The 16,762-nt window shown below is 48.2% G+C and carries 16 protein-coding genes and 1 pseudogene; 7 read left to right on the plus strand and 10 right to left on the minus strand.

Translation table 11 applies throughout. From position 1 onward, the window contains the following. Positions 1–44 precede the first annotated feature (44 nt). Positions 45–977: a LysR family transcriptional regulator gene (locus ABDK75_RS02690; protein WP_211509396.1), complete on the plus strand. Its 933-nt coding sequence runs from the start codon at positions 45–47 to the stop codon at positions 975–977. Here the strand turns inward: ABDK75_RS02690 and ABDK75_RS02695 are convergent. Continuing rightward, on the minus strand, positions 974–2,056 hold the full coding sequence (locus tag ABDK75_RS02695; protein ID WP_346004906.1) for a putative zinc-binding metallopeptidase: 1,083 nt from the start codon (positions 2,054–2,056) through the stop codon (positions 974–976). The two genes, ABDK75_RS02690 and ABDK75_RS02695, sit on opposite strands and share 4 nt — an antisense overlap. A 39-nt stretch (positions 2,057–2,095) precedes the next feature. Then, the gene (locus ABDK75_RS02700) at positions 2,096–2,944 is read right to left on the minus strand and encodes a transglutaminase family protein (protein WP_346004907.1); all 849 of its coding nucleotides are present in this window, start codon (positions 2,942–2,944) and stop codon (positions 2,096–2,098) included. Between the two features lie 261 nt (positions 2,945–3,205). On the opposite strand from ABDK75_RS02700, the gene ABDK75_RS02705 reads away from it, so the two are divergent. Together ABDK75_RS02705 and ABDK75_RS02710 are read left to right on the plus strand one after the other, a co-directional pair. Continuing rightward, positions 3,206–4,678, plus strand: a complete 1,473-nt coding sequence (locus tag ABDK75_RS02705) for a circularly permuted type 2 ATP-grasp protein (RefSeq protein ID WP_086633387.1) — start codon at positions 3,206–3,208, stop codon at positions 4,676–4,678. 26 nt (positions 4,679–4,704) lie between these two features. Continuing rightward, the gene (locus tag ABDK75_RS02710; RefSeq protein ID WP_086633579.1) at positions 4,705–5,703 is read left to right on the plus strand and encodes an alpha-E domain-containing protein; all 999 of its coding nucleotides are present in this window, start codon (positions 4,705–4,707) and stop codon (positions 5,701–5,703) included. 76 nt (positions 5,704–5,779) lie between these two features. On the opposite strand, the gene ABDK75_RS02715 is transcribed toward ABDK75_RS02710, so the two are convergent. Then, a complete protein-coding gene (locus tag ABDK75_RS02715; RefSeq protein WP_346004908.1) occupies positions 5,780–6,688 on the minus strand; it encodes a hypothetical protein in 909 nt (302 codons plus the stop codon). A gap of 581 nt (positions 6,689–7,269) precedes the next feature. After that, the gene (locus ABDK75_RS02720) at positions 7,270–7,704 is read right to left on the minus strand and encodes a DUF6538 domain-containing protein (protein WP_346004909.1); all 435 of its coding nucleotides are present in this window, start codon (positions 7,702–7,704) and stop codon (positions 7,270–7,272) included. A gap of 428 nt (positions 7,705–8,132) precedes the next feature. Here ABDK75_RS02720 and ABDK75_RS02725 point away from each other — a divergent pair, with 428 nt between their 5' ends. Together ABDK75_RS02725 and ABDK75_RS02730 are read left to right on the plus strand one after the other, a co-directional pair. Next, complete coding sequence (locus tag ABDK75_RS02725) at positions 8,133–9,248, plus strand: Fic family protein (protein WP_346004910.1); 1,116 nt, start codon at positions 8,133–8,135, stop codon at positions 9,246–9,248. A 337-nt stretch (positions 9,249–9,585) separates the two neighbouring features. Continuing rightward, entirely contained in the window at positions 9,586–10,350 is a 765-nt protein-coding gene (locus ABDK75_RS02730; protein ID WP_346004911.1) for a hypothetical protein, read from the plus strand. A 173-nt stretch (positions 10,351–10,523) separates the two neighbouring features. On the opposite strand, the pseudogene ABDK75_RS02735 reads toward ABDK75_RS02730, so the two are convergent. The 4 genes and pseudogenes from ABDK75_RS02735 to ABDK75_RS02750 form a co-directional block, all read right to left on the minus strand. Next, positions 10,524–11,021 (minus strand): annotated as a pseudogene (locus ABDK75_RS02735) (chloramphenicol phosphotransferase CPT family protein); the annotation flags it as partial. A gap of 244 nt (positions 11,022–11,265) precedes the next feature. Then, positions 11,266–11,817 carry a GNAT family protein gene (locus ABDK75_RS02740; RefSeq protein ID WP_339408380.1) on the minus strand — a complete coding sequence of 184 codons (552 nt, stop codon included), beginning with the start codon at positions 11,815–11,817 and terminating at the stop codon, positions 11,266–11,268. After that, entirely contained in the window at positions 11,814–13,166 is a 1,353-nt protein-coding gene (locus ABDK75_RS02745) for a tyrosine-type recombinase/integrase (protein WP_346004912.1), read from the minus strand. The genes ABDK75_RS02740 and ABDK75_RS02745 overlap by 4 nt, the downstream gene beginning before the upstream one ends. 93 nt (positions 13,167–13,259) lie before the next feature. After that, positions 13,260–13,529, minus strand: a complete 270-nt coding sequence (locus ABDK75_RS02750) for a DUF6538 domain-containing protein (RefSeq protein ID WP_339408376.1) — start codon at positions 13,527–13,529, stop codon at positions 13,260–13,262. 391 nt (positions 13,530–13,920) lie between these two features. Here ABDK75_RS02750 and ABDK75_RS02755 point away from each other — a divergent pair, with 391 nt between their 5' ends. Next, complete coding sequence (locus ABDK75_RS02755; RefSeq protein ID WP_346004913.1) at positions 13,921–14,913, plus strand: DNA cytosine methyltransferase; 993 nt, start codon at positions 13,921–13,923, stop codon at positions 14,911–14,913. Further along, positions 14,894–15,853 carry a NaeI family type II restriction endonuclease gene (locus ABDK75_RS02760; protein WP_346004914.1) on the plus strand — a complete coding sequence of 320 codons (960 nt, stop codon included), beginning with the start codon at positions 14,894–14,896 and terminating at the stop codon, positions 15,851–15,853. Before ABDK75_RS02755 ends, ABDK75_RS02760 begins: the two co-directional genes overlap by 20 nt. A 3-nt stretch (positions 15,854–15,856) precedes the next feature. Here the strand turns inward: ABDK75_RS02760 and ABDK75_RS02765 are convergent, their stop codons facing one another. Continuing rightward, positions 15,857–16,126 (minus strand): hypothetical protein, encoded by a 270-nt coding sequence (locus ABDK75_RS02765; protein ID WP_346004915.1) that lies wholly within the window; start codon positions 16,124–16,126, stop codon positions 15,857–15,859. Between the two features lie 39 nt (positions 16,127–16,165). Continuing rightward, entirely contained in the window at positions 16,166–16,723 is a 558-nt protein-coding gene (locus ABDK75_RS02770; protein WP_346004916.1) for a recombinase family protein, read from the minus strand. Positions 16,724–16,762 lie beyond the last annotated feature (39 nt).

A 16,762-nucleotide genomic window follows, 5' to 3' on the forward strand; every position in this document is an offset into this window, starting at 1 on the left:
TCCAATATTTCCATACAGGTTTCATCATACCTTAAAGGTATCGCATGGTTGAGCTCCGTCATTTCCGCGCCGTTGTTGCCATCGCGGAGGAAGGCACCCTGACACGAGCCGCAGAACGGCTGGGGATTCAGCAGCCTCCTCTCACGCGGATGTTGCGCTCCTGCGAAGAAACCATGGGTGTTCAACTTTTTGAGCGTCATGCCAAAGGGATGCGCTTGACGGCTGCCGGACGCAGTATGCTCAAGGGAGCTTATGACATTCTCGACCGTGTAGACGAGACGGTTGAAGATGTCCGTCGTGTCGTGCGGGGCGAGAGCGGGGAGCTATCGGTCGGCTTCACCAACTCAGCAATGTGCCACCCCAGTTTACCAGCCGTTTTGGGGTATTTTCGCGAAAGCTGGCCGGATGTCACGCTTGGCCTGACGGAGGGAAATTCCAGTCAGTTGCTCGGCGCTTTGCGAGACGATCTGGTGGATGTCGCGTTTGTCCGGGCGTCCATCCCGGATGTTTCGGACGTTATGGTGGAGTTGATTCTGGAAGAGCCCATGGTTGTGGCTGTGCCCAAGGCCCATCCCCTTGCGGACAATCCTCCACCAGAGGGGCTCAGGCTGGCTGATCTGGAGAATGAAGACTTCATTCTTTATCAAAGCCAGTACAACAACGGTCTGTACAAGACGATCGTGGATGCCTGCCTCGGGGCAGGTTTTATGCCCAATATCCGCCAGAAAGGACCGCAACTCATGGCGGCCCTCAGTCTTGTAGCCGGGGGGTTGGGGATTTCCGTGGTTCCGCACTCCATGCAGCAGCACCATGCGGGGCAGATCACCTATATTCCGCTTTCTTCCCGCACGGCGCTGACCGCGCCGGTTTATCTTGTGTTCAGGTCTGTCCGTATGACGGGCGCCAAACTGTACTTCATTCATCAGGCTCGGCAGATGCGCACGCGCCAATTCGGGACAGGAAAGGCGGTCTCCTAACCGAGCGCCTGTGTCTCCCGGATCAGGGAGTGAATAAACGCCAGCTTTTCCCGCACTCCGGACGTCAGCACGAAGGGATAAAAGTCTGAGAGGCCCATGGAGCGGTTAAGGCTGTTGACTGCTGATGTCAGGGGGACCCAGGCCTCCATGATTTCGTCAAATGTGGACGTCAGATACGGATCGTTCCCCGGGCCGTTGGTTGAGAGGGGTGATGCATCCGGCAGAACGGGATGAATGGTCACGCCATACGCCCATGCGGTCTCCAGAGTGGAAACGATATGGAGGTAATGGGCCCATGTTTCTGCAAAATCTTCCCAAGGATGGGACGTCGCATACATGCTGACATGCCGTTCCCGCCAGTCTTCCGGCGGTGGGTTGTTGTAATGATTTTGCAGGGCCTCCTGATAGTCCTGCTGGTCATCGCCGAATACCGCGCGGCAACTTTCCAAGCGCCCTGCGTCCCGAACCAGAACGTTCCAGTAATAGTGTCCAATCTCGTGCCGGAAATGACCGAGAAGCGTGCGGTAATACTCGCCCATCTCCACCCGCATACGCTCGCGTTCAGCGTCATCCGCTTCTCGGATGGCTAAAGTAATCAGACCGTTGTTATGGCCGGTCATAATGGGGGCAGAGCCGTCTGCGGCATCGTCCAGGAAATCAAACGCCAGACCGTTATGAGGGTCTTCCCAACGGCTCCGGATTGGAAGTTTGAGGCGAAGCAGCGTGTAAAACAGCCGATGTTTGGCGACTTCTATCTTCCGCCAGCGTTCGAGATTTTTTGGATTGTCGAGATTGGGAATTGTCCGGTTGAAGCGGCAGGCAAAGCAGATGGCGGGCCTGCCGGATCTGTCTGGTGTCGTCAGCCAGTTGCAGGCGTCATAGGAATGGTTCGCACAGTAGACGAGTTCTGCATGTTGGACCTGTTCTTCCACGGGGTGCCAGCGGCCCGTTCCGGTCGGTTCCAGCGCAGTCAGCGTCGCTAAACCAGGGAGATAGCCCACGGGATGATGGCAGGATTCACACGCAATATTTTCGAAATACAGAGCCTGCTGGCAGCACTGACATGAGAAAAGCTTCACTGTTTCGGCACCTTATTGCAGCTCTTGCGAAGCATGATGTCAGGTATTGGTCTCTCTGTGCAAATGTTGTGCTTCCATCAAGACATCAAACCGCGCCTGACAGTGATCCAGAAGCCCTGAAACAGGGGCAGCCTCTTCCGGTGTCGCCGAAACAGCAAGGGGAATATGGTTCTGGGCTGTGACCAAACCTGAAGTCGTGTCGAATCCGAACCATCCTGATTCCGGCACCCAGATTTCAGCCCAGGCATGCAAGTCACAGGTCAATGTCTGACTGCCTGTATCCAATGGCTTTGGCTGAATCAGGTATCCGGAGACAAACCGAGCTGCGAAGCCCAACCTGCGCGCGAAAGCAACCATTAACCATGCACTATCCCGGCATGAGCCCGTCAGGCGGGACAGGGTCTCAGCTGGAGCCCAGGTGCCGGGCTCCATGCGCGTCTTATAGTGCAGAGATTGTGCCAGTCTGCGATTGAGCCAGATCAGGCGAGCCAGATCTGTTTCTCCCGCTGAAAGGAATTGACCTTCAAGAAAGCCGTCCAGCAGGTCTGGATCAGACGTAGCCACTCTGTAGGCGGGATTGTCCGGTGTCTGTGAAAGTGGCTGACCGCCCTTCTGAAAGGGGTCATAGGGCGTGATATCCAGAGTCATACGGACTTCGATATCGAAGTGGGAGACCTGCTCGGCAAAGATGGCTTCGGCAACCGTATTTTCGTGGGCGTCCAGTCGCCACGCGATCTGACCTTCGCCAGGACCGACGTTCAGGGCATAGGTCAGGACGGGGCTGCGTGCGTTAACGGGCGGCCGCAGCCGGATGGTCTGAGGGCCCAGAAAGACGGGACGGTCATAGCGATAGGACGTGTGGTGGCGAAGCGTCACGAGCGTGTTCATTGTGGCAGATTTCCGCGATCCACTCTCATGACCTGATGTTCCCTGCTCCTCTGATGTCCCGTTAGCTCGGGATTATCCTTCCTTTATCGTAACAGGAAGAACGGCAACGGCAACTCTCTTGATATATTCTGGGAAAAACAAAACTGCTCGCTGCTTTTATTGCTTGGCAAACAGAAGGGAGTTGATAGGTTAATAAATAATCGTAATGATCCGGCCGGGTATGGTTCATACAGCTGTCGGGTAAGGAAACGGGGCAAACAGATGAGGTCCAACGTCTTGCAATCCCAGGTCCAGGAAGCCGGCATTTTCTCCGCTTATCTCAAGCCCGCGTTTTTCTGTGAACTGATGAACCGGGGAGAGGCGTTACCTGAGGCCCTGCAACTGGTTCAGGAAAGGCTGTCCCAGTTCGACATCAAGGAACTCCGCCACCGTACATCCAATGCGGAAACCCAGTTGTACCGTCTTGGTATCACCTTCACGGTTTACTCTGACCGGGAGGCCATTGACCGGGTTTTACCTTTTGATGTGATCCCCCGCGTTCTGACAGCCGACGAATGGGCGTTTATCGAAAAAGGCGTGCAACAGCGCGTCAAGGCGATCAATCTTTTCCTTTGGGACATCTATCATGATCGCAAGATCCTGCAGGACGGTATTATTCCCGCAGATCTGGTTCTGAAAAATGCCAATTACTGTCAGGCTATGGTCGGCGTTGATGTCCCGGGTGGCGTGTATGTCCATATTAATGGCACTGATCTGATCCGCGATCGCAGCGGGCAGTTCCTTGTTCTGGAAGACAACGCCAGAACCCCGTCAGGTGTGTCATACGTCATTGAAAACCGGCACATGATGCTGCGGTTGATGCCGGATCTGGCATCAGGGATGCCTCTTCGCTCGGTCGAGGATTATGGGCTGCGTCTGCATCGAGCACTTTGCGATGTCGCACCGGAAGGCGTGACTAACCCGCAGGTCGTTCTTTTGTCTCCGGGGATCTATAACTCAGCCTATTTCGAGCATGTCTTTCTGGCACGCGAGATGGGTGTTCCTCTTGTTGAGGGGCGCGATCTCCTCGTTGAAAACAATCATGTTTACATGCGAACTGTCGCCGGGCTCCGACCTGTGCATTCGATCTACAGACGCATTGATGACGCTTTCCTGGACCCGCTGGCTTTCAATCCGGAAAGTCTTCTGGGCGTTCCGGGACTGGTGGAAGCCTACCGTCAAGGCAACGTGACGATTGCCAACGCTCTCGGGACCGGGGTTGCGGATGACAAGGCCGTGTACGCGTATATGCCACGGATTATCCGGTACTATCTGGAAGAAGAACCCATTCTGGGAAGCGTTGAAACGCACATCTGCGCTGAGCCAGAAGGACTGGCCTTTACTTTGGCGAATCTGGAGAAGCTTGTCGTCAAACCTGTCGGGGAGTCCGGAGGCTATGGGCTTCTGATAGGGCCACACGCAACGGAAAGTGAGCTCGAGGACTTCAGGCGCCGACTGACGGAGAACCCGTCCAATTACATCAGCCAGCCCGTGATCGATCTTTCGGTGACGCCAACCCTGTGTGACGCTGGCGTTGAGGCGCGGCATGTTGACCTACGTCCCTTCGCATTAACCGGAAAAACGACGTGGGTGCTGCCGGGGGGCTTGTCGCGTGTGGCTCTCCGCAAAGGATCTCTGGTTGTTAATTCCTCCCAGGGCGGAGGATCGAAGGATACATGGGTGATGTCCGTATGACACAGCTTTCCCCAACGGCATCAGGCATGCTTCCGGGCCTGAATACCCTTCTGTCCCGGTATGCCGAGAGCATGATGTGGCTGGCGCGCTACATGGAGCGGATTGAAAATCTGGCGCGTCTGATTGAGGTGACCGAGGCGTTCGTACGAGGCCCGGACGGACGGACGTCCTGGGATACAATCGTTCAGATCAATTCAGACGAAGAGCGGTTCAGCGCTCTTTATCCAGCGGCTACCGAGCAGGATTATCTACAGTTTTACATTACGGATGTTGCAAATTCGAGTTCCATCAAGGCGATGGCCAACTCTGTTCGTGAAAATGCCCGCTCGGTTCGTCCACTGATTTCCACAGAAATGTGGATGCAATTGAACGTCTTCACACGCTGGGTCCTTGATCTTCAGGCGTCCGATATCCGCAGGACTGGCCTTTCTGCGTTGTGTAATCGCATCAAGCAGGACTGCCAGACCCATACAGGCGTAACCGAAGGCACTTTATACCGCGATCAGGCATGGCTCTTCTACCTTCTGGGACGACACATGGAGCGGAGTGACCAGATCACCCGTCTCATAGACACGCGATATCATACGTTGCTTCCCCAGGAAGAAGTGGGCTCTGAAATCGATACGACACAATGGGCGTCTGTTCTGCGATCTGCGGCTGCATATCACGCATTTCGACGCTTGCAGCCCGTCACGACAACGCCAGCAAATGTGGTCGGATTTCTACTGAAGAACGAAGGATTTCCTCGGTCTCTCGCCTTGAATTTACGACAGACTGATAGCGTTCTGGGCGCATTGTCCACGCACTACAATCTGCGTAAGCAATGCTATGCCGTGCAAGAACGTCTGGCCGACCTACGCGCAAGCCTCGAAGATCAAACAGCAGAAGAGATCATTATTCGCGGGCTGCATGAATATATGCACTGGATTCAGGGGCAGATTGAAACAATCCAGACGGAACTGGTGACTGCTTACTGGCCCCCAGCAGCTACGCAGCACGTGTCGGATGCCAGTGTCGCGCAATAAAACAGGAAGGGGCTGATCGCTCAAATAGGGGAAGAAGTGGGAATCCTTCTTCTCGGGCATTGAGGATAAATATGAATTACTTATTGAGATCCATATTGTGGATGAAGAAATCCACAACTTCTGAAACTAGTTTCTTCGAATCTTGCCGCCAGTAAACCCCTACGTTGAGGGTAATATCGGAAAGCTCCTCGATGTTTTTATTTTCTTCAAATTTGTATTTTACTGATTTTAAATAGGATATCGTAGACATTCCTATAGTATCAGGATTATCTATTAAGCTGGATGCGCCAATGATTGAATTTAGTTCAATCAGATTTTTCGGCGTTTTCAAGCCATTATACTCGAGAATAGAGTCGAATCTATCGCGCATAGCTGTTCCACGAATGGGTAGAACCCATACTTTTGATTGAAAGCTATCCCAGTTTCTAACTATCTCTTTCATTGAATAGGCGCGATCTTTATCGATAATAACACATTTATCTTGGATGAGATATTTATAGTTAATCCTATCATCTATTATGTCATTATAAGCACTAGCAAAGATTATATCTGTTCTTCCCTTCAAAAGAGAGGAAAATAGGTGCTCTCTTGACCCATAGTTTACTGTAAAATTTACATTTTTAGATGAAACTATAGACAAGATACATTTCATCATCTCTGAAATAATAGAGTTTGATTGAAATGATATATTCACATAGTTTTTTTCATTATAGATATTGTCTATATCGATAATCATCCTATCTATTTCTTTTTCAATTAAAATACTAGATTCTACAACACGTTTCGCAATCTCATTGGGTATAAGTCCATGTATAGTTCTTGAAAAAAGTGTTTTACCAATAATTTTTTCAAATTCTATGCATGTTTTGGATATTGCGGCGGGTGTTAAAGACATCACTTCGGATGTTTTTTTTAAGTTTTGTATTTTATAAATATGTTTTATTACGTTTAAATGACGAATTTTAATGTTGGATTTTCTATTCATTTAAATTATTCCCACGAATTTTAAGAATTATTGAATATTTACCGCGTGCTATCGAGTGGATTGCTTTATTTTTCTAAGCTCATTTTTTGTTGCAATAAGAAATATTCATCTCTTTTTCTAGGGCGCTTTCTTATTTCGTGGACGCAGATCAATAGCATTTCTTAAAAGTGTGGATATCAACTTTTTTTTGACATACAAAAGATTATCTATTTTTTCGGATTTTTAACTAATTTTACCGATTGAGAAAAATGTAAAATTAAAATGGATAAATATAATATTTCAAAAATATCATATGTATTTTAATGATTGTAATTGATTTAAAGTGTATTTATTTGTGGGTTGTAATTTTCATTAAAAAATATATTCAATTTTAAAATTTACAATTAATTAAATTAAAAATAAAACTATTCTGTAAACTTAGTTTCTCTTGGTTTTGATTTTTCAGAAGAATGATGCATTCGAAAAACCCTTGATGAGTACCCTTACTTTTTTAACTCCGGGGTTACTCGCAGTGGGGGAGGGACCGGACAAGCCATGTTCAGAGCTTCTTTTGTCCTTGCCCGGCTTGTGAATGATGTCGGTCAGGGCTTGATTTCGGGACTAATCTTCTCAAGCACGCTGGAAACCCGCTGATGGTCTTCCATTCGTGCCAGAAGGTATTCGGCATTCATGGTTTTATAGCGAGCCTTCAGAGCCTGAATCTCACTGTCGTAGGTTTGGACAATGGACTGGAACAGGTCTTGCTGGACAGGATGCAGGTCAGATGTGACCAGAGCCTCCTGAAAGGTCTCAACCGCCTTGTTGAGCGAGGATGTTTCTTCCGATGAAGACATGGCCAGACTGATGCACTCGAAAAGCTGAGAGGTCAGTCCATACATGGCACAGGCACGGGTTCTGGCAAGATTTCTGTCGAGGGTTTCCAAGGAGTGCCAGATTTCCCGTTTTCCCAGAGCAGGCCGAAAACGAACGGGAATCGCGCGTCTGAAATGGAAACCGGATTGCAGACGAATCAGCACAACAGGGCTCGTTTTGTAGAAGCCCTTTGTAGAAGAATGGGGGCTCCGGGTTGCTGAAAACCCTAAAAGACGTTTATTTTCAATAACTTATATGTGGTGCGAGCTGCGGGACTCGACCAGCTCCACATCATTTTTGAGATGCTGGGAGTGTCTCAATTTCGGCAGAAAACGGCGGAATATGAAGCTCTTCTCAGTGAACGTTATGGAGTACAGGTTTGGAGAAAAACTTCGGTCCGTCAAGGGCTGCACGACACTACACATATCCGGATGAAAGGATGAGAAATCTTGTCATGAAATCGGTCTAGTCCTTTGTGGGTTATTCCGGGTTTATGTGCGGGAAAATTGGTCGTAAGGATGATTGATAGATTAAACTTCTATCAATCATAAAACACGAATAAAGTGATCGATATAACTCTGAGGTATCGATCATGCGTTGGAATTGGCAGCTTCCGGGTTGGCCGCACTTTCAGTTTGAGAAAATCCGGTTGCGGGATGCTGAAACGCAGTTCCTAAAGGGAGCAGGCGTTGTCGTAGGCGCGATGGAGCATCTCGACAAAGACGCCAGTCAGCAGCTTGTCGTTCAAATGATCTCTCAAGAAATGGTCGAGAGCTCGGCCATTGAAGGCGAAGTGCTTGATCGGGCCAGTGTTCAATCCTCGGTTGCCCGACAGCTAGGCTTTGCAGCAGACAGGCGACGTTCCACGCCTGCCGAGGCAGGAGCCGCTGAACTGATGGCAGATCTGTATCGTCATTATGCCTCTCCTTTAACGGACCAAAGTCTGTTTGACTGGCATGCCATGCTCATGAACGGCCGTCGCGATCTGGACGTCATCGGTGGATATCGAACTCATGCTGAGGCCGTGCAGATTATCTCCGGCCCCCTTCATGAACCGCACATCCATTTTGAGGCCCCGGCATCTCAAAGCGTGCCTTCCGAGATGACCCAGTTTATTGGCTGGTTCAACAGAACAGCTCCACATGGGACTAACCCCTTATCCGCGATTGAACGGGCTGCGATTGCGCATCTGTGGTTTGAGACCATCCATCCCTTCGAAGACGGGAACGGTCGCATCGGAAGGGCCATTGCTGAAAAAGCACTGGCGCAAAGTCTTGAAGCCCCGACGCTGACGGCTTTGGCTGCGACCATCAATACGCACAAGAAGGCGTATTATCTCGAACTGCACCGAGCCAGTGAGACAAACCGGATAGAAGGCTGGATGGTCTGGTTTTCCCAGATCGTACTGGAAGCTCAATCTCGCACGCTTCAGACCATTCGGTTCCTGATTGAGAAGACGAGGCTTCTGGACCGCCTTCGGGGAAAGCTGAACATTCGTCAGGAAAAGGCTTTGCTTCGGATGCTGGCTGAAGGGCCTGATGGATTTCAAGGTGGTCTGAGCGCCCAGAATTATCGGTCCATCACCGGGGCAACGTCTGCCACGGCAACTCGTGACCTAGCAGAGCTTGTCACGCTCGGAGCGCTCAACCGGACAGGAGAAAACCGGTATGCCCGATACAGTTTACTGATTGGGCAGCATCGACCCTAACAGCAAAAATTCAGGCTCCGACGGTAAGCATTCAGATTGGCTACATTGGTAGAGCAAGCCATGGCGATCTGCGGATACTTTGTATTCCTCAATCTCCATCTTGCCAGGAGGAAATCAATTCCCCCGTGGACCGGTTTAGGGAAAGTTTGACGCCACTGATGGGAAGCGGTCGCCGCGAAGGAAAGGGGGGGCTTATGCAAAATTTGGATGCCAGGCCTTACTCAACCCGAGGATAGAACGCCCTTGGAAAACTCGAAATAATGTTATTAGGAGGTAACTTGATTTCTCTTTCGTAACTAGTTACTTTGTAACCGTATGTTGCTATTGGGGAAAATTCTTGTCGCCTTCATTTCCAAGTTTTCGCTCTTTATTCAAAGAGACTTATCAAGTTTCCTTTCTCTTTCGTCGAGATATTCTTGTTGTTTTCACCCTCGGTTTGGTCCTTCTGGCTTTTTCCGATGTGATTGAATATTCAATAAAAAATACTCTTCTGATTAAAGAGGGAGTAAAAGAAATTGTTTTCCGAAATATTTTCAACATACCAAATACAATCATACTATGGTTTTTGAATATGTCTGTTGTCAGGTGCATATTAACTTCTTCTAAAGGGCTGTCGTTAATACGCATCACAAATAGTTCGTATAAATCTTACGTACTTATGTTTTTCACGGCTATCGCTTGTTCCCTGTGGACAGGTATTTTGGAAACTGGTGACAGTGACGTTGTTCACTTGTTCGGAAGGGGCCTCGGTAAGCCAATATTTAACGGTGTTATGGTTATAGCCTTCCTTATTTGTGGAATGATCTGGACCCGAGCCTTCACGGTAGCAGATGTTGCCTGGAAAGCAGACCGCTCCGGTTTCTGCTTGTCCGACGGTTGGGATGCCATGCGCGGGAAAGTATGGAAATTTTTGTTGTGTAGCGCACTGTGCATTTTGCCAATTAGTATAATCCAGGCAATAATTGAAAAATATTGTAGTTTCTGTCATAATTTTATTGATGGTTTTTGGTTGTCTTCATTAGATAATAATATTATTGCTATAATTATCTCGGTTATTTCTCAGAATTTTAGTTTGAAATTCTATAAATCTATCGGTTTTTAGAAAGAAACCTAATAGCCTATATGTAACGTTAGGCAGTTGTGTCGCGCGTCAACGACCAAAGGCTAAGATAGCTCCTTCATGATATATGGTTGATGTCAGGTACTAAGGCGAGTGCAGGCATGCTGCACCGTGCTTGCAAAAAGGTAAGCGGGGATTGTCCGTGTTGCCCAAGGTTAATCGCTCACTGGAATGTCGAAAGCGGCGGCAATCTGCTGAGCGATCTGTCTTGGTGTAAAAGACGTAGTGTCAACTTCTAGGTCGTACAACTGGCCTTGATGCACGCGATCGAACTGCCATCGTGCTAAACCATTTTTCCGGTCGGCTCTCATGCGCTCCCGATTTTCGAGCACCTGCAATGGGGCGTGTAATCCAACAATGCGAAGATCGACGTGGCTCAACAGTGTTCGGTATTCGTCTGCTTCAGCGTGGGACATCATAACGTCGTCCAAGATAATGCTGTTGCCGACGGATGTCATAGCGGCCACGGCATGGCGCATACCCTGCGTAATACGAGCCATGACCACACCACTGTGGATGATAACTGAAGGCATATTTTGGTTTGTGACAGCTTCCAACATCAAACGATCAGGATGGCCAAACATGCGCTTTGGCATCATTCCTAAGAACACGTTCATGGATACATGTAGGAAATTACGGTCTGCTATTTCCTGTAAAGCTTGAGCTGCCTACGTCTTGCCAACGCTACCAACGCCATTCAGGATAATAACTTGAGGCTTTTGAGACATTATGAGTTCCCAGAATTGGGATGAAATGAGCATGCTGCGTTTCTCCCATACGCCAAGATCGACTGTTATGCCTCCATAGAATGACTTGGTATCTGAGCCTGCACGGTTTCAGATAGCCAAAAGTAGAATGCAGTGTCCGAAAAGAAGGCGCGAGCAGCCAGCGATACTATTAGGTTTCAGAAGGCATTGGCGTTTTCAGCCATTCTGTTTGAGTCAGTTCAAATTCATATTCGTGACTTTTTGCTCCTTTAAAGAAGTCTGCGTCATGAATTGTTCTGACCTGTTTGAAGCCCAGTTTGTGTAGCAGGGCGATAGAGGCGTGATTTCTCGTATCAACAAAGGCGCGTGCGATTTTGATGTCGGGATTGTGGAAAATAGTTTTGAGGGTGATCTTCATGGCTTCTGCTGCGATGCCTTGACGCCAGTAGAGAGGGAAGACGTGATAGGCGACAACCGCTTCCTCTGCCGTCAGTGTCGCTTGCGTATACCCAACAGTCTTCTGATCCACACCTTGCCTGATGATCCAGTTCAGCCAGATTTCGGTACCATTTGAATTCCCGCCTGAGGACAAAACAACATACCTGTCACGAAGAGCTTCAAGACTTATTGGTGGTTCATCAGGAATGAATTGATAGGCGCGATTATCAGATAGTCCTGAAAACATATCTTGTGCATCTTCAGGACGTAAATGCTCTAACTTAATCTTTTTTGTATCGCTCATAACCTTTTTCTCAAATAAAAGTCTGGATATTGAATAGCCTCGACTGTTGTTTGCAGATTGGTGAGATCGATACCGCTCAGATATGTCGTGGCCCCCTGACTCTTGTGGCTGGATTCATGACCTAACAGGGCATCAATCCAGATTTCGCGAATGTCGCTTTTCTGATTGCGCAGAAGTGTTGACACTGTATGCCGGAAACCGTGGAACGTAACAGCCGGAGAAAGGTCCATTATCATTTTGTAGCGTGAGAATGCCCGGCTGAAGTCAGCGCCCCGGTTTCCGTCCCGTGAGTCTTTAATATCAGAAAAAAGGTATTTCTGATTGGCTTTTTGAAAAGCTAGCAGCCCCCAGCTCAGTAGGGTGGAGTGAATGGGAACAATGCGTTCTCCTGCGTCAGTCTTGGGGGACCAGTTGTCTTCTGGATGGGCACAAATCCGGAAGCACGGAACACCCTCCACGTCTTGGATGTCTTCATTTCTCAGGTTGCTGATTTCGCCAAGTCGCATACCGCTATAAGCAGCAACCATCGTGATGCCCATGAAGGTCTCGTTGGAAATACTGCCTACTGGCCAAGGGGTATTAACGAGCTTATTCATTTCTTCCTGTTTCCAGGCCCGACGCGATATTTGGTTGGACAGGTTGAAACTCCATTTGCTCCACGGATTTTTCTCAACCATGTCCCGTCTTAGAAGTTCATTCCATAGAGAAGACAGGCGCATGAAGTGGTTTTTTACCGTCTTTGTGCTTAGCAATGGCACATCCTGAGAAGCTGCACGGTCTATCTCATCTTGAAAAGAGAGGTTGCGGCGCTTGCCATGTGATGCTGGAAGGGAAAAGAGAACGTCGCGGAAATCCCCTGAGACTTTGCCATCAATCTCACGTACGGGAAGATCTCCAAATGCCTGTATGAAAAGTGCGACAGTTCTTCTCGTGTCTCGCTGAGTTTCGGAGCTTTTGGCGGGTTTGGTGTTGAGAAAACGCTCTAGGGCCGCCGATAGTAGAAGAGGTGAGGGAACCTTTGACTGTAGTTTGGTTTGATTTTCGGCGACTATGGGAAGTGCCTCTTCGGAATAAGGTGTTGGAGACTGTGGTGCTGGTCGGAAAGTTGTAGTTTCAATGGCTTTTGTTAAGGTTGTAACGAGAGTGTTATGGAGGCGGTCAATTTTGCTTCTTAGGACTTCTTTCTCAGCGGAAGAGATTTGTAGTCTCCGAACAAGATCTTCCATAGACTCCAAAAATTCTGTTCGAAAATTTTCTATAGCTTTTTCGATCTCGTCAATTTCTAAAATAAAAAGTAATAAATCTTTAGTGTGTTGAAAAACAGTTTCTTTGTATTTTATTTTTGCCATTTTTTCTGCGTTATGAATTCCTGTTATTCTAAGGTTTTCATGTATTTTTATTATATTCTTTAAAATTCTTATTTCTGTATCACGGGTATCAAGTTATTTTTTTAAGACGTATTCTTCGTTGGTGGATTTGATTTCTTCCTGTAGGGAAGTGAGCGCATCAGATGACTGCTTTATATCGCTCACACTGAAAAGTCCTTTAAACAGGTCAGTCGTTTGCCCATGCAGTTGTGCTGCACGATGTCGCGCCTCGACTTTGCCTGCTCTTCCCAAGGAAATCCAGATCTCGCTTTTACCAAGAATCGGGCGCAAGGGGACTGGGACGACGCGTCGAAAATGGAATCGCGAGCCGACAAGTTTGAGCATAAAACTTCTCCAACTTTGGAGAAGAGCTTTGGAGAGCCAACCCACTTGCTATGGGGCATATCCTCATATTTTCAATGAAATCAGAGAGTTATGTGGTGCGAGCTGCGGGACTCGAACAAGAACTGTCCCGGAGTAGCCTGCTTAAGTTATTGAAAACAATAGCCTTTATGGCGATTTATTTCGATAAATTGTAGAAGGCTTTTGTAAATTAGTCTACTCCCTGTTGGACGAAAGCGAACTATTTAACTGCCTCCTGCTAAGCTCGGCACGTTGCGTGTCACCACGCTGGGATAAGGGGGCTCAAGAGCGCAGGTTTTTTTCCTGCACGGTATCGTCTTTGGCTGGCCGTTTTGGTATTGAACGCTTAGAACATATCGTGGACAGGAGCCGAATGATGGCTATCACATCCTTGGAATTGTGTGCTGGTGCAGGTGGTCAGGCTCTTGGGCTTGAGCTGGCAGGAATTGAGCACTCGGGATTGATGGAAATTGATTCGGATGCCTGTGCAACGCTTCTGCTAAATCGTCCCTCTTGGAATGTGCATGAAGCAGACCTGACGACGTTCGATGCTGGCTCCTGGAAGGGAGTAGATTTGGTTACAGGAGGGCTTCCGTGTCCACCGTACTCAATCGCAGGAAAGCAGTTAGGACCTCAGGATGAACGCGACTTATTTGGTCATGGCCTAAGAATTATAGACCAGGTCCGACCTCGTGGTGTTATGATCGAGAACGTTAAAGGCATTCTTTCTCCACGATTTGAAGAAGTGCGTCTCGACCTGAAACGTAAGTTCAGGGCTCTTGGGTACGATATCCAATGGCGTCTTCTCAATGCTTCAGACTTTGGAGTGCCACAGCTTCGACCTCGCGTAGTCTTTGTGGCTCTGCCTGTAAGCACAATGGAATTCTTTGAATGGCCAACGCCTAATCAGCATTCTGCACCTACTGTGGGAGAAGCTCTTCTCGACTTGATGTCCGAGAATGGTTGGCCCGAGGCGGATAAGTGGGCAGAAAAATGCGATGATATTGCCCCCACACTTGTGGGTGGCTCCAAAAAGCATGGTGGTCCTGACCTAGGTCCAACGAGAGCTAAACGTGCTTGGGAAGCGCTCGGTGTCAATGGAAAGTCATTGGCAGAGACTGCGCCTCTTCCCGATTTTGAAGGAATGCCACGTTTGACTGTCCGTATGGCTGCTCGCCTACAAGGTTTTCCAGATACATGGAAGTTTCATGGCCGGAAGACGACTTCTTACAGACAAGTAGCAAATGCGTTTCCTGCTCCTGTTGCGAAGGCGGTAGCGGTGCAGATTAGAAAAGCGTTGGAAGCATCTGCTTCTACCGGTCTGGTTAAGAAAACACATTTAGCTCATGCCAAAGCTGCCAAGTAAGATGTCCATTCCACAGCGTCCGTTACCGAATGACCATCCTGACTTCCATATTATTGAAGAAATCTGTGAAGCTATTCGCAGAAGAGCAGGGACTAAAGGTTGGGATGACTTCGTTGTTGAGTTGCCCCAGAGATTGCGTCAGGCAATTGATGAAGTGATTGATACGCCTCGAACTGGGCGTTTCGAATTAAGTGAAACGGAAAAAACTGAAAAAACATATATTGGCACTAAAGTTGAAATTTTGGTCAGGGATTACCTTGGTTTTCCAAAAGGATTAGCAGGTGTTTTGGACTTAGAAGTTGAAGGCCGTTCTGTAGATGTGAAAAATACAGTTACAGGAAACTGGATGATACCTGCCGAAGCATTAGGACATCCCTGCATCCTGATACATGAAGATGAACAACGCTCCGAATGCTCATTTGGAGTAATTATTGCTAAACCTGAATATCTCACCCAAGGAGCTAATAGAGACGGTAAGGTCTCTGTAAGTGCATCCGGGAAAAATAATATTCATTGGCTGCTATTTAAGCACAAATATCCCGATAATTTTTGGAAGCAGGTCCCTTCCTCTCATAGGAAATGGATAGTCACGCCAAGGGGTGGCACAAAGCGCCTTGAGCGCCTTTTCTTGATGCTTCTAGAAAGGCCAATCCCTCGAAGGATTGTCGAAGCAGTGGCGTCTCAGAGTGATTTTATGAAACGCATTAGGGCTAATGGCGGTGTTAGAGACATACTAGGTCCCAAGGGCGTCGCTGTCTTGAATGGAACTACGGACAACGAGTTGCTGAAAAAACTTGCACATCCTGAAATTAATTCGGACGAGTTTATATCGGTCGCAGTTAAGGATAGTGGGGCAAGAGAAGTACTAAAATCATCAGGCCGTCATAGCTACGTAACGGCTATATTCAATTCAGAAATTTTGGAAGATTTACCTAAGTAAAACTTAAGTATCTTTACTCAGGCGGATTTTAGAGAAGCGAGTTTCAGCAACTTCCCATGTTACAGACGCGGGTGCTATCTGCTTTTCTACGAAAATATTATATGATTTTTTTCTATCATAATAATTTCCCATTGTTCTAACCAACCACCCTCCCAAGCCTTGTGATAATAGTCCCTTTTCAACAACGTTGAGTTCGTCTTCTGTCGGAGAGGTATGACGGCCGAGCGATACGTGACGACCATCTTCGGCAATAATTAGCCATTGCTGATGCATTTTTACTGTTTCTCGGCCAATTTAAGAGCTCATGCTTGATTATACCTCTCTTGCGACTCTCTGAATAGTTCTCAAGCCAACGCCATACTCGTTGGCTAAGGCCTTCCCGGTCTCGCTCCCATAACGTTGCTTGATGGCATTCTGAGCTTGGGGAGAAAGCTTCTCCTTTCTTCCCATTCGTACTCCGTTGGCCATGGCTCTTTTTCTGCCGGATTGGGTGCGGTCGATAATCAGAGCACGCTCGAACTCTGCAAAGGAGGCCAGGAGGTTCATGGTAAGGCTTCCCATCATGTCATCCCTGATGGTCCCCACTCCCTCAATGGTGATGGCAATGCCCTGACCTCTCAGGTTCTGGATGACTGTCAGGATATCGAGGGTAGACCTTCCAAGTCGGTCGAGCTTCATCACGACCAGCTCATCCCCGGCCTGAATCTTTTTCAGAAGCTTCCCGAATTGAGGTCTGTCATCTGACCTGATGACACCTGAAATCTTTTCCTTGAAGATATTCGCTTTTGGAACTCCAAGAGCCATTAGGGCGTCTTCCTGTTCCTTCAAATCCTGTCCTACTGTGGACACTCTGCAATAACCGTATTTCATATAATTCTCCTTATAATTTTGGCGGAGATTTATGGCGGT

The organism is Gluconobacter sp. OJA, assembly GCF_039638325.1.
Lineage (GTDB): Bacteria > Pseudomonadota > Alphaproteobacteria > Acetobacterales > Acetobacteraceae > Gluconobacter > Gluconobacter cerinus.

Coding starts and splice junctions, on each gene's coding strand:
- ABDK75_RS02710 (WP_086633579.1), top strand. CDS start 4,705: ATGCTTCCGGGCCTGAATACCCTTCTGTCCCGGTATGCCGAGAGCATG.
- ABDK75_RS02750 (WP_339408376.1), bottom strand. CDS start 13,529: ATGCTCAAACTTGTCGGCTCGCGATTCCATTTTCGACGCGTCGTCCCA.
- ABDK75_RS02725 (WP_346004910.1), top strand. CDS start 8,133: ATGCGTTGGAATTGGCAGCTTCCGGGTTGGCCGCACTTTCAGTTTGAG.
- ABDK75_RS02755 (WP_346004913.1), top strand. CDS start 13,921: ATGATGGCTATCACATCCTTGGAATTGTGTGCTGGTGCAGGTGGTCAG.
- ABDK75_RS02770 (WP_346004916.1), bottom strand. CDS start 16,723: ATGAAATACGGTTATTGCAGAGTGTCCACAGTAGGACAGGATTTGAAG.
- ABDK75_RS02740 (WP_339408380.1), bottom strand. CDS start 11,817: ATGAGCGATACAAAAAAGATTAAGTTAGAGCATTTACGTCCTGAAGAT.
- ABDK75_RS02745 (WP_346004912.1), bottom strand. CDS start 13,166: ATGGCAAAAATAAAATACAAAGAAACTGTTTTTCAACACACTAAAGAT.
- ABDK75_RS02700 (WP_346004907.1), bottom strand. CDS start 2,944: ATGAACACGCTCGTGACGCTTCGCCACCACACGTCCTATCGCTATGAC.
- ABDK75_RS02760 (WP_346004914.1), top strand. CDS start 14,894: ATGCCAAAGCTGCCAAGTAAGATGTCCATTCCACAGCGTCCGTTACCG.
- ABDK75_RS02765 (WP_346004915.1), bottom strand. CDS start 16,126: ATGCATCAGCAATGGCTAATTATTGCCGAAGATGGTCGTCACGTATCG.
- ABDK75_RS02715 (WP_346004908.1), bottom strand. CDS start 6,688: ATGAATAGAAAATCCAACATTAAAATTCGTCATTTAAACGTAATAAAA.
- ABDK75_RS02705 (WP_086633387.1), top strand. CDS start 3,206: ATGAGGTCCAACGTCTTGCAATCCCAGGTCCAGGAAGCCGGCATTTTC.
- ABDK75_RS02690 (WP_211509396.1), top strand. CDS start 45: ATGGTTGAGCTCCGTCATTTCCGCGCCGTTGTTGCCATCGCGGAGGAA.